Annotated in this window: 8 protein-coding genes; 5 read left to right on the top strand and 3 right to left on the bottom strand. The window is 64.5% G+C overall.

Annotation, left to right across the window (positions count from 1 at the left end):
• Position 1: 1 nt before the first annotated feature.
• Entirely contained in the window at positions 2–1,078 is a 1,077-nt protein-coding gene (locus VGH98_16825) for an alpha/beta fold hydrolase (GenBank protein ID HEY2377639.1), read from the bottom strand.
• 170 nt (positions 1,079–1,248) lie between these two features.
• On the opposite strand from VGH98_16825, the gene VGH98_16820 reads away from it, so the two are divergent.
• The 5 genes from VGH98_16820 to VGH98_16800 all read left to right on the top strand — a co-directional run bounded on the left by VGH98_16820 (position 1,249) and on the right by VGH98_16800 (position 9,084).
• Positions 1,249–4,446 (top strand): glycosyl hydrolase, encoded by a 3,198-nt coding sequence (locus tag VGH98_16820; GenBank protein ID HEY2377638.1) that lies wholly within the window; start codon positions 1,249–1,251, stop codon positions 4,444–4,446.
• 244 nt (positions 4,447–4,690) lie between these two features.
• Complete coding sequence (locus tag VGH98_16815) at positions 4,691–6,487, top strand: serine/threonine-protein kinase (GenBank protein ID HEY2377637.1); 1,797 nt, start codon at positions 4,691–4,693, stop codon at positions 6,485–6,487.
• Positions 6,488–6,565: 78 nt separating this feature from the next.
• On the top strand, positions 6,566–8,308 hold the full coding sequence (locus tag VGH98_16810) for a serine/threonine-protein kinase (protein ID HEY2377636.1): 1,743 nt from the start codon (positions 6,566–6,568) through the stop codon (positions 8,306–8,308).
• 130 nt (positions 8,309–8,438) lie between these two features.
• Positions 8,439–8,813: a response regulator gene (locus VGH98_16805; GenBank protein ID HEY2377635.1), complete on the top strand. Its 375-nt coding sequence runs from the start codon at positions 8,439–8,441 to the stop codon at positions 8,811–8,813.
• A gap of 133 nt (positions 8,814–8,946) precedes the next feature.
• Positions 8,947–9,084 (top strand): hypothetical protein, encoded by a 138-nt coding sequence (locus VGH98_16800; GenBank protein ID HEY2377634.1) that lies wholly within the window; start codon positions 8,947–8,949, stop codon positions 9,082–9,084.
• Positions 9,085–9,087: 3 nt separating this feature from the next.
• On the opposite strand, the gene VGH98_16795 is transcribed toward VGH98_16800, so the two are convergent.
• Both VGH98_16795 and VGH98_16790 read right to left on the bottom strand, forming a co-directional pair.
• On the bottom strand, positions 9,088–11,691 hold the full coding sequence (locus VGH98_16795) for an FtsX-like permease family protein (GenBank protein ID HEY2377633.1): 2,604 nt from the start codon (positions 11,689–11,691) through the stop codon (positions 9,088–9,090).
• Positions 11,688–12,371 carry an ABC transporter ATP-binding protein gene (locus tag VGH98_16790; protein HEY2377632.1) on the bottom strand — a complete coding sequence of 228 codons (684 nt, stop codon included), beginning with the start codon at positions 12,369–12,371 and terminating at the stop codon, positions 11,688–11,690. The genes VGH98_16795 and VGH98_16790 overlap by 4 nt, the downstream gene beginning before the upstream one ends.
• Between the last annotated feature and the right edge of the window lie 4 nt (positions 12,372–12,375).

Below are 12,375 nucleotides of genomic sequence, written 5' to 3'. Positions count from 1 at the left end.
GTCAATCGTTAGGGTTGAGTTGTTGCTGGAACTCGGCGAGATAGTTCTTCCAGACGGCCGGCAACGAGTGCGTGCCATGACCGCGCGTCTGGTCGCTGGTCGGGATGAGTATGTACCGTCCGTGTGCCACGCGCGGCATCAGTTTTTCCATGAGGCCAAGCTCCGGCGGGTTGACGACGTCGTCGGCAGAGTTGATCGCCAACACCGACGCGCGAATCGTCTCGAGCCTGGACGATGGATCGTAGTCGCGTGAAGCATCAAAGGCGTAGAGCATGTCGTTCGCGTCGGTCGTTCGCAGCCTGTCGTCCACATACTTTGTTATGAACGCATCCGCCGCGTCGCGCGTCGGCGCCGTCTTCTGCTGCTGCATCGGACTCGATGTCATGATGAACAGCATCGCGAGCGCGGTGCGCAGGCCACGCGTCGGTGGCGATGTGTAGTCGCCGCCGCGCCAGTCCGGATCCGTGCGGATGGCGTCGAGAATCATCTTGCGCATCATCCGATTCCGCCCCGCGATCTGCGTCGGCGCGCACGCCAGCGGCACGAGGCCGTCGACGAACGCGGGGTACCGTTCTCCCCACACCCACGCGTGCATGCATCCCATCGACGTGCCCATCACGAGGCGAAGATGATCGATCTTCAAACCTTCGACGAGCAATCGGTGCTGTGCGTCCACCATGTCGTCGTAGGTGTAACGCGGAAAGTGCGCGTGCATGCCATCGCTCGGCTTGCTCGAGCCGCCGTGACCGATGCCGTCGGGAAGGACGATGAAGTACCGCGACGTGTCGAGCAGCTGGCCGGGTCCGAACAGCTCACCGGCGAAGTTTCGCGACATGAACCCGCTGCCCGATCCGGTCGTGCCGTGGAGAATGAGCACGGCATTGCGGACCGTTCCCTTCGTGTCGCGCTGCGGTGTGCCGAGCGCGATGTAGTGAATGCGTAACTCGGCCAGTGATTCGCCGTCGGCGAAATGGAAATCGCGGAGGGTGAAGTTCGCACCCGCGCGAGCAGATTGCGCGGCCAGCGGGTGACCCAGGGCGCAGATAACACCGATCGCAAAGAGGATTTGCAGTTTCATATCGAACCGTGGGATTGTTCCAGACAGGCCGACTGCGCGCGGACGTTATACCGCGATCAGGCAGTTGGACACCCCTTTCAGCGCGGTGGTTGGCCCGATTGCATCACGTCCAGGCGAGACATACAATCCCGTCGCCCGTCATTCACGCACCCCAGCCGCAAAAAGGGACCATGCAGCTCAAGAATTTTCTTTCCGTCGGGGCGACACTGCTCGGCGTCGCAGCGCCTGCCCTGGCCCAGACTCGCGTCGACTCGACGCTCTTTCGCGGCATGGAGTGGCGCACGATCGGTCCGAACCGCGGCGGGCGCTCGATTACCGTCGCCGGAAGCGCGAGCCGACCTCTCGAGTACTACTTCGGTGCAACTGGCGGAGGGCTCTGGAAGACCACGGACGGCGGCGTCAGCTGGCGTCCCGTCACCGACGGTCAGATTCAGTCGAGCTCAGTTGGCGCCGTCGCGGTCGCGGAGTCGAACCCGGACGTCGTCTACATCGGCATGGGTGAGACGGAGTTCCGCGGGAACATCATGCAGGGTGACGGCGTGTACCGCAGCGCGGACGGCGGGAAGACGTGGGCTCACGTCGGTCTCGCGGAGACGCAGGCCATCGCGAAGATCCGCGTCGATCCGCGCAATGCCGACATCGTCTACGTCGCGGCGTTTGGACATCCCTACGGCCGCAATGCCGAGCGCGGCGTCTTCAAGTCGACGGACGGCGGCAAGACGTGGCGAAAGGTTCTCTATCGCGACGACAAGACCGCCGCCATCGATGTCGCGATCGATCCGAGCAACCCGAACGTGCTCTACGCCGCGCTCTGGGAGGCGTACCGCACGCCGTGGTCGATGTCGAGCGGCGGCCCGGGGAGCGGTCTATTCAAGTCAACCGACGCGGGCGAGACCTGGACCGAGATCACGCGCAATCCCGGTCTTCCCAAGGGAGTGATCGGGAAGATTGGCGTGTCCGTCTCACCAGTCGATCCCACGCGCGTGTTCGCGATCGTCGAGGCGGAGAACGGCGGCGTATTTCGTTCGGAGGATGCGGGAGCTACGTGGAGCCTTGTGAACAACGAACGAAAGCTGCGCCAGCGGGCGTTTTATTACACACACATCGTGGCTGATACCAAGCTCAAGAACCGTGTGTACGTCCTGAACGTGAGCTTCTTTCGATCGGACGACGGCGGCGCGCGCTTTGATAGTACGGTCAACGTGCCGCACGGTGACAACCACGATCTCTGGATCGCGCCTAACGACAATCAGCGCATGATCGAGGCCAACGACGGCGGCGGCACGATCTCGGTGAACGCCGGCCGCACGTGGACAGAAGAAGATTTCCCAACGGCGCAGCTCTATCACGTCGCGGTCACCACCGATTTTCCGTATCACGTCTGCGGCGCACAGCAGGACAATTCGACGCTGTGTCTCCCGTCCAACGACTGGTCCAATTTGCGCGGCGCGCGCACGAGAACGCTCGGCGACTGGATGTACGACGTCGGCGGCGGCGAGTCGGGCTACATCGCGCCCGACCCGAAAAACCCGAACATCATCTATGCCGGAAGCCAGGGCGCGCTTCTCACGCGCTACGATCGCAGCAATGGTCAGATCCGCGACGTGCAGGTCTATCCGCGCTTTTTCTCCGGCGAGCCGTCGAGCGTGTTGCCGGAACGGTGGCAGTGGACGTACCCGATCGTTTTCTCGCCTAAAGATCCGACGATGCTCTACACGTCGTCGCAGCACCTCTGGCGCACGATCGATCAGGGCCAGACATGGCAGCGCATCAGTCCCGATCTCACGCGCGCCGATCCGTCGACGTTAGGCGAATCGGGTGGGCCGATCACCCACGATATGAACGGCCCCGAAATTTACGGCACAATTTTCACGATTGCTCCATCTCCACGCGACGTGAACCTGATCTGGACGGGCAGTGACGACGGCCTCGCGTACGTCACGCGCGACGGAGGCAAGAGCTGGACGAACGTCACACCGGCCGGTCTGCCGAAGTTCGCCCGCATCAGTCTGATCGACGCGTCGCCTAACGAGCCAGGAGCCGCCTATCTCGCAGCGAAGAACTATCAGAGCGACGACCGCGCGCCGTACATCTATCGCACGCACGACTACGGCAAAACCTGGACGAAGATCGTTACCGGTATTCGCGCCGACGATTACGTGCACGCTGTGCGCGAGGACCCGAAGCGCCGAGGCCTGCTCTACGCGGGAACGGAGCACGGTGCGTACGTCTCATGGAACGACGGTGATAGCTGGCAGTCGCTCTCGCTGAATTTGCCTGACGTACAGGTTTCGGATCTTCTCGTCCAAGAGAACGACGTCGTGATTGCAACTCATGGACGCTCGCTGTACGTGCTCGACGACATCGCGCCGATTCGCGAGTTGGGTCCAACTTTCGCCGGTTCGCCCCTCAAGGTCATGAAGCCACGCGTCGCGACGCGCGACGTCGATGAAGCCGTGATCCAGTACGCGCTCGCGAAGCAGGCGGACTCCGTCCACATCGAGATTCTCGACGCATCTGGCAAGATCGTGCGCAAGTTCGATGGCGGTGGCGCCGCACGCCCCGACTCCGCGACTGGGCGCACCGAAGTGCCGCGCGACAGCGCGCAGCGCGCCGCCGAAACCGCGACTCGGAGCGACACGATCCTCAATCCCACCGGCTGCGAGACCGCGCGTGGCGGTCGACGCGGAGGCGCCGGCGCGGCACGTCCGAGCGGACGCGCCGGGCTCAATCGCTTCGTGTGGGATCTCCGCTATCCGGGCGCGACGACATTCCCATGTCTCATCATGTGGGGCGCCAGTGCCGAACTGGGTCCGCTCGCAGTGCCAGGCCAATACCGAGTGCGCGTCACCGCGGCGGGCCAGACGCAGTCCCAGCCACTGGTCGTGCGGATGGACCCTCGGCTCAAAGGCGTCACCATCGCCGATCTGCGCGAACAGTTCGCCCTCGCGACGCAGCTTCGTGACAAGCTTTCCGCGGCTGACGAAGCAGTGCTGCGGATCCGGCGTCTCAAGAGCGCAATCGCTGACCGCCTCGCTCACGCGGAGTCGCCGGACATCGTCGCCGCGGCGAACGACGTGACCCAAAAGCTCAGTGCCGTCGAGCAGAACCTCTATCAGGTGCGCAATCGGAGCGGGCAGGATCCCCTGAACTTCCCGATCAAGCTGAATAATCGGATCGGCGCACTAGGGCGAAGTGTCAGCACGGGGGACGCACGCCCAACGGCGGCATCGTACACCGTGTTCCGCGAGCTCTCGGCGCAACTCGACGTCGAGCTCAAGCAGCTGGAGCACGTGATCAGCACTGACGTGGAGGCTCTGAATCGCGCCCTCGCCGGGCGTAATATCGACCGAATCAGAGCGGAATAGCGCCTGGTAACTCAACATCGTCCGAAGCGTCATAGAAGGCAGAGGGTTGTGGGCAGAGGGCAGAGGGTTGTGGGTTGACGAGCAGAGGGCAGAGGGTCGTGGGTTGAGAGTTGGGCATCTCACCACCTCCACCCTCTACCCTCTGCCCAACGCACTCCACCCTCTACCCTCTGCCAACCGCCCTCCGCACTCTGCCTCCACGCTCTGCTCTCTGCTCTCTGCCCACCGCCCTCTACCCTCCTTCGTGTCCACGTTCCGCGTCTGTCTTCAGTGTGGTACGCAATTCGGTGTCGAGCAGCGCCACTGCCCTAACGACGGCAGTGCGCTGCAGCTGAAGGCTACCGATGATCCGCTCATCGGGAAAACGATCGCCGACCGGTATTTGATCCAGGAGTTGCTCGGCGTCGGCGGCATGGGGCGCGTGTATGTGGCCGAGCATGTCGCGTTAGGCAGAAAGAGCGCGGTCAAGGTCATCAACCCTTCGCACGCCAACTCCGCCGAGGCGATCAGTCGCTTCAATCGTGAGGCAGCGAACGCGAGCCGGATCAATCATCCGAACGTCGCGCAGATCTACGACTTCGGCGAGAGCACGGGCGTGCTCTACCTCGCGATGGAGTACATCGAGGGCGAAGCGCTGGCGACGACGATCGAGCGGCTCGGCCCAATTCCCGCGCCTCGTGCCGCGGGCATCACGATGCAGGTCGCCGACGCTCTCGCCGCCGCGCACCAACTCGGCATCGTCCACCGCGATCTCAAGCCCGAGAACATCATGATCGGGCGCAAGCACGACGGCACCGACTGGGTGAAAGTCGTCGACTTCGGCATCGCGAAGACGATGGAGCCCGAGATGGGCCAGAACGTGACGACCGTCGGCGTCTCGATGGGCACGCCCGAATACATGAGCCCAGAGCAATTTGCCGGTGAAAAGCTCGATCATCGCACCGACATCTACTCGCTCGCGCTCGTGCTGTTCAACATGCTCACGGGGCAGCTGCCGTTCCCGAAGGTGACGTCGAAGGAGACGCTCGTTAAGCGCCTGACGAGCAATCCATCGCCGCTCGCCGAGGTCCGTCCGAACAGTCCGTGGCCGCCGGGCTTGCAGACGGCGCTCGATCGTGCGCTCGCTCCCGATGCCTCGGAGCGCTACGGCCGCGTGCTCGATTTCGCCGCGGACGTGGTCCGCGCGGCTGAGCGGACGCCCGTGCTCGTCCAGCGCCCAGCAGTCGCGACGCCGACGCCCGTGAGCGTTCAGGAGCAGCCCGCGCCGACGGTGCGCGCCGAGCCGAAGCGTCAGCCAATCTGGCCAATCTTCGCGTGGTTGATCCTCGTCGCGGCGATCGGAACTGGCTTCGTGTACCTGCGCCAGATCGAGCAGCGACTCGGCATTCAACCGCCGGGAGCTCGCCCCAAGCCAGCTGCTATCGCAACGGTGCCGCCGATCGACTCACTCCAGCAGGCCTCCATCATTCCACAGGGGGAAGCGACGGATTCCTCGACGGGAGCACCGTCGACCGGCGTGCTGAACACGACGCAAAGCTCAGCGCCTCAACCTAACGCCGACAAGCCCAACATATCGCCGGCACCTGCGGGCACGACCACGACCGTCGCCCAGACAGCTCAACCAACCGCGACGCAATCCACCGCACTACCACCTACGCGAAGCGATTCGCTGACGTCGCGATCGCTCCTTCGCCATCCGTGGCTGCGCGCCAATGGTGATTCGGGCGCTCCTCGTCTGGCCGACGAAGGCGTCGCGCCAGACGTGCTGCGTCAGATGCGCCTGGAGGAGGTGCAAGGCCATCTTGCACTCGTCCGTCGATACGCCTCGCGCGGAGACGTGGCGCACGCGCGCGCCGCGTATCGCGACGCCACGGAGGAAGGCCGCGGGCTGGCGCTTGGCGACCGATCGCTCGACCAGCGCATCAACTTGATGCTCAGTATTGCTCAACGCGACGCGATGCAAGCCTGCCAATCCGCGCACGTGGACACGCTCAACCCATTCGCCGCGCAGGTGGACTGCGGGACGTTGTTCGCCTGGTAGGGTTCAGCTGCGAGTAGCCTTCATTTTCGGCTTGCCGCTTGTGGACACACTGGCGACACGACAGTGTACCACACGCCAATGAGAGAGACTCCGGAAGCGTCAAACGATCCACTCATCGGCCAGCTGATCGCCGATCGCTATCAGATTCTCTCGGTGATCGGCGAGGGCGGGATGGGACGCGTGTATCTCGCCGAGCACGTGCGTATGGGACGGAAGAGTGCGGTGAAGGTGATCAATCCCGCGCTCGCGACCACCGCCGACGCGATCTCGCGCTTCAACCGCGAAGCGGCCAACGCGTGCAAGATCAACCATCCGAACGTTGCTCAGGTCTACGACTTCGGCGAGATGGCGGACGGAACGCTGTATCTCGCGATGGAGTACATCGACGGTGAAACGCTCGACCGCGTCGTGGCGAGCACGGGGGCGCTCCCGCCGGTTCGGGCCGCGCAGATCACGAAGCAGATCGCCGACGCGCTCTATGCCGCGCACCATCTCGGAATCGTGCATCGCGATCTCAAGCCCGAGAACGTCATGATCGCGCGCCATCTCGACGGTAGCGACTGGGTGAAGGTCGTCGACTTCGGGATCGCGAAGACGATTCAACGCGACGGCACCGGCTCGCAGACTGTGACTACGGCCGGCGTATCGCTGGGCACGCCGGAGTACATGAGTCCCGAACAGCTCGCCGGGGAGAAGCTCGATCATCGAACCGACGTGTACTCGCTCGGTCTCTTGCTGTTCAACATGCTCACCGGCGAGCTGCCGTACCCGAAGCTCACGTCGAAAGAGACGCTCGTCAGGCGATTGACGTCGCGGCCGAATACGCTCGCCGAGGTGCGGCCGGACGTCGCGTGGCCGGCGGGCCTGCAACAGGCCCTCGACCGCGCCATCGCGCCCGAGGCTGCAGATCGCTACGACAGCGTTGCCGACTTTGGGCGTGAAGTGCTGCGGGTCGCCGAGGCCGGGCAACCGGCGACGGCAGCCGCGGCGACGGCAGTCGCGACGACAGCAGGCGTGTCTCGGCCCGTCGCCGTGGCGCCCGAGACGCCTAACGTGAAGCGGTCAGCTTCTCCTCGAGTCGACGATTCAGTGGCGCGCCGTCGTGCGCTTCCGTGGGCGATTGCGGCGGCGTGTCTCGTCGCCGTCGCCGTTGTCGCACAGGTGTACGCGCGTCATCCGGATGCTGCCGTCATGACATCTCGCGACTCGGCATCGAGCTCCACGAGCTTGACTGACACGACTGCCGTTGCCAGTGTCGCTACGCCGCCAACTCCTCCGTCGGTCGTGCATGCCGACTCGATGTCGCGCACGCCGGTCATGTCAACGCCCTCGGTCTCGGCTCCGCTGCACATGACACACCCTTCCGCACCGGCCACGTTCGAGCAGAAGCTCGCCGATTCGGTGAGACGCATGGTCGACAAAATTCCACTCGCCGAGCTGTCGCGCATGGATTCGATGCTCACGCAAATCCAGCCCGACATCGAGCGCGCTCAGCGCGCCGGAGAACGGAGGGGAATAGGCGCCGGCGCGGCGGCCGCTGAAATTCGCGCGCACATCGCGCGCATGAAGGAGCGATTCGAGAATGGGGACGCGCGCGGAGCGCGGCAGGAATTCGCCAAGGCGGCGAGCGAGCTACCCATCGTGCGGGACCTCGATCCAGACCCGGAGCATACCGCGATACTGCAACGAGAGCTTGGCGCTGGCATACGCGATCTCGTCGCAACCTGTTATCGTAAACGCGCCGACTCTACGCTCGCTCCTGGAATTCGCTGCGAGAATCTGGTCGGCCTGCCGAATCGCTTTCGACCGCGCCAGCAGTAGACTTGTTAGGCGTGATTGGTTGTTGGTTGTTCGTTATTGGTTGTTGGTGAATCGGACTTCCCAACCACCAATTTCACTCGCTCGCGACGGTGCAGCGGGAATTGCTTGATGTCGACTCACCGCTCACCGAATGTCCAAGCCTACCATCGCCGTCGTCGAAGACAACGCTGACAACCGACTCCTGCTCACTGCCATCCTCGGCGATCGGTACAAGATAGTCGAGTATGACAATGGGCCCCAAGCACTCGATGGCCTCGCCCGCGCTCTCCCCGATCTCGTGCTGCTCGACATCTCGCTGCCCGGAATGGATGGGAACGAGATCCTCGCCGAGATTCGCCGTGATGGACGGATGCGCCATCTCCCGATCATCGCGCTCACGGCGCACGCGATGGCAGGAGACCGCGAACGCTTTCTCGACGCGGGCTTCAACGATTACATCACGAAGCCCATCGTCGACGAGTCGCTCCTGCTGAATGCCATCCAGCGGTGGCTATCCGGCGGCTGACAGGGTGTGGTCCCGCCAGTAGGTTTCGCCGACCGGGGTTCGATCGTCCTCGCCGTGCGCACTCCCACACGCGCCGGCCGCCCGGCATCTTCGTGTCCGGTCCACCGCTCCCGCCCCCAGTTCGCCGCTTACAATGAAGTTCGACTCGAAGTTCTGGCAGCGCGCCTTCCTCGCGTTCACGACCGGCCTCTTTCTGTCCTGCGCGGCGCGCATGTCAGAGACGACGTCGTCGTTTCCGAGCGCGCCGTCCGGCTTTTCCTTCCAGCCTTGATCGTTAGGCTTCGCGCAGCGCCACCATCGGCGTCTGCCTGAACACCTCGCGACCGGTCGCCAGACCGATCGTGACGGCGAGCAGCACCATCGCGAGCGCCACCAGCAGCACCGGAATCACCGACGGCGCGAACGCGACGTGGAAGATCCAGTGCGTGAGCGCCCATGATCCTCCGAATGACAGCGCGACGCCCGCGAGGCTCCCGAGCGCACCCAGCACCGCGTATTCGGCGAGCATGATCCGACCAATCTGCCGGCGAGTGGCGCCGAGGGTCTTGAGAAGAACGCCCTCGCGGAGTCGCTCGCGACGCGTTGCGGCGACGGCGCTGAAGAGCACCGGGATGCCTAACGCGAGGCTCACCAGCGCCATGAACCGGATCGCCATCGTCACCTTGCCGAGCACGTCCATCACGGTCCGCTGGACCAGCGTGAGATCGATGCTCGAGACGTTGGGGTAGGCGCGTACGACGCCTCGCTGGACGCGGGCGACGGCCGTGGCCCCCGGAACCTGCGAGAGGATCACGAACTGCCGCGGCGCGTTCCGGAGCGCGCGCGATTGAAAGACCGCGAAGAAGTTCGGCTCGAACCGCGCCCAGTTCACTTCGCGGAAGCTCGTTACGCGAGTCGGCACTTGCACGCCCTGCACATTCCACGTGATCGTGTCGCCGATGTGCAACCGCAGCTCGCGGGCGACGCCGACCTCGATCGAGACCTCCGGAAGCGTCGTCGAGTCGGTCGTTGGGGTGAACCACTTGCCTTCGACGATCCGTTCCGAGGGTGTGGGCTCGTCGCGGTAGGTCGAGCGATATTCGCGACGGAGCGGCCAGACCGACCGGCGCTCGCGTCGGCCGCTCGCCGTCGCAACGGTATCGCCCATGAGCTGCGCCGAGGTGCGCCCATTGATCGCGGCGACACGCATCGTCACCAGCGGCACCTGCTGCACGACGCCGAACCCATTCGCCTGGATTATCGAATCAATGCCCGTCTCCTGATCCTGCTGCACGTCGAAGAAGACGAGATTCGCGCGCGCCTGGGTCAGCTTCACGTCGAGCGTCTTGAGCAAGCTGTGATGAACCTGATAGAGAGTGCTCATCAGGAAGACACCAAAACCCAACGACAGGACCACGGCGCGCGTCTGGTTCCCCGGTCGGTACAAGCTTGCGATGCCCTGGCGCAGCACGAAGGGCCAGCGCGGCCGCACCATCCGTCGCGCGAGGCTGGAGAACAGCACCGCGGTTCCGAACAACGCGCCGACCGCGAGGAAGATGGCGACGCTGAAACCAATCCCGCGGCGCACGTTGCCGGCCCGCGAGAGCGCGAGCAAGACGACGCTCGCAACGATCGCCAGCGAGACGAGTGCTCGAAGAGGGTCGAGTCCCCGCAGCCGCAACACGGTTGCGTCTGCCTCGCGCCGAAGAGCTTGCAATGGCGAGATGCGTCGCAACGCGACGAGCGGTCGCAGCGAAAAAACCAGCGCGACCCATACGCCAACGATGAGACCCAGCCCGATCGACGCCGGTGCCAGGTGCACCGACACATCGACTGGAAGGAAATCCTGCAAGCCGAGCGGCAGGAGCAATTGGAAACCAATGCCAAGCACACCGCCGAGCGCCGCACCGAGCAGGCCCATCACGGCGGCCTGCACGACGTAAATCGCGAGGACCTGCCAACTGGTTGCGCCAAGGCAGCGCAGTACGGCGACCGTGTCGATCTTGCGCATCACGAAGGCGTGTACGCCGCTCGCCACACCGATGCCTCCAAGCAAGAGCGCGACGAGTCCGACAACACCGAGAAAGTCGCGGAGCTGATCGATGGCCTGCGTGAGGTTGATCTCGGTGTCCTTCACCGTGCGCACGCGCGCGCGTTCACCGCCGATCGCTTTGCGAAGGCTCGCCGCGAACTTCGTCTGGTCGCCGCCGTTAGGCAATCGGAAAAGCGTCTCGTAATCCGCTCGGCTGCCAAACACGAGCAGTCGCGTCTTCTCGAGATACCGCTCGGGGATGTAGACGCGCGGCCCGATTGTCGCGCTGATGCCGACTTCACCGGGCACGCTCTTGAGCGTTCCCGTGATGACGAAGCGCTCCATACCTAACGTGACCGTGTCGCCGATGCGCGCGTCGAGTGAGACGAGGAGCGCCGGATCGACGACGACGTTCGGTCCACGCTGCAGCGCAGGCCAGGCCGAGTCGGGATCGCTCGTGATGTTGCCGTAGAATGGATAGCCCTCACTCACCGCGCGGACCTGCACGAGGCGCGTTCCACCCGAGCGCGGCACCAGCGCCATCGACGCGAAGTTCGTCGACTGCGCTTCGGCGATTCCCAGCGCTTTGAGGGAGTCGAGGATGTGGAGCAGCTTCGGCGTGTAGCGATCACCGGACGTGAGCGAAGCATCTCCGCCGAGGAGCGCCCTCGACTGGTCGCGAACGGAGTCGGTGACGTTCGCGGCGAAGGAATCGATCGCGACGAGCGCCGCCACACCTAACGAGATGGACGACATGTAGAGCAACAACCGCCGCCGCGCCGTCCGGCTTTCGCGCCAGGCGAGGCCGATGAGCCGGGACCAGCGGTTTGGAGTCGCTCGCGCCGCGCCCTCGCTCCCCTCGCTCATGCGGCCTGCTCCGCTGCGCTGTCAGATACCACGCGGCCGTCGCTGAGTCGGATGATCCGTTGCGCGCGGCCCGCGAGCGCGGCGTCGTGCGTCACGAGCACGACCGTCGAGTTCGATTCACGGTTGAGCGCTTCGAGCAATTCGACGATTCGGCCACCGGTGTCGCTATCCAGATTCCCCGTCGGTTCGTCGGCGAACAGAATGCGTGGCGCGTTGGAGAACGCCCGCGCGATCGCGACGCGCTGCTGCTCACCGCCGGAAAGCTGCGTGGGGAAATGGTGCAGCCGATCGCCGAGTCCGACGCGTCGGAGCAGCTCGCGGGCGCGGACGTCAGCGCCCGCGTCGCCGCGGAGCTCGAGGGGCACCTGCACGTTCTCGAGCGCGGTCAGCGTCTGGATCAATTGAAAGCTCTGGAAGACGAAACCAACTTTCTCCCCACGCAGCCGGGCGCGCGCGTCCTCGTCCATCGCCGAGAAATCGTCGTCGTCGAGGAGCACGGTGCCGCTCGTTGGGGTATCCAATCCGGCGAGCAGCCCGAGTAGGGTCGTCTTTCCACTGCCGGACGGACCGACGATTGCCACGAAGGCGCCCTGCGGCAGGCTGAAGTTCACATCGCGCAGAACGGTGAGCTCATGCTCGCCGCTGCGATATTGTTTTGTGAGGTGACGAGCAACGAGCATGAGA

This window comes from Gemmatimonadaceae bacterium (genome assembly GCA_036496605.1).
Taxonomy (GTDB): domain Bacteria; phylum Gemmatimonadota; class Gemmatimonadetes; order Gemmatimonadales; family Gemmatimonadaceae; genus AG2.
The sequence above is the reverse complement of the archived record's forward strand: the minus strand, read 5'-3'. Positions and strand labels throughout refer to the sequence as shown.

Excerpts from the sequence above, each read along its gene's own strand:
- VGH98_16790 (HEY2377632.1), bottom strand. The coding sequence starts at position 12,371 with ATGCTCGTTGCTCGTCACCTCACAAAACAATATCGCAGCGGCGAGCAT.
- VGH98_16805 (HEY2377635.1), top strand. The coding sequence starts at position 8,439 with ATGTCCAAGCCTACCATCGCCGTCGTCGAAGACAACGCTGACAACCGA.
- VGH98_16795 (HEY2377633.1), bottom strand. The coding sequence starts at position 11,691 with ATGAGCGAGGGGAGCGAGGGCGCGGCGCGAGCGACTCCAAACCGCTGG.
- VGH98_16800 (HEY2377634.1), top strand. The coding sequence starts at position 8,947 with ATGAAGTTCGACTCGAAGTTCTGGCAGCGCGCCTTCCTCGCGTTCACG.
- VGH98_16825 (HEY2377639.1), bottom strand. The coding sequence starts at position 1,078 with ATGAAACTGCAAATCCTCTTTGCGATCGGTGTTATCTGCGCCCTGGGT.
- VGH98_16810 (HEY2377636.1), top strand. The coding sequence starts at position 6,566 with ATGAGAGAGACTCCGGAAGCGTCAAACGATCCACTCATCGGCCAGCTG.
- VGH98_16820 (HEY2377638.1), top strand. The coding sequence starts at position 1,249 with ATGCAGCTCAAGAATTTTCTTTCCGTCGGGGCGACACTGCTCGGCGTC.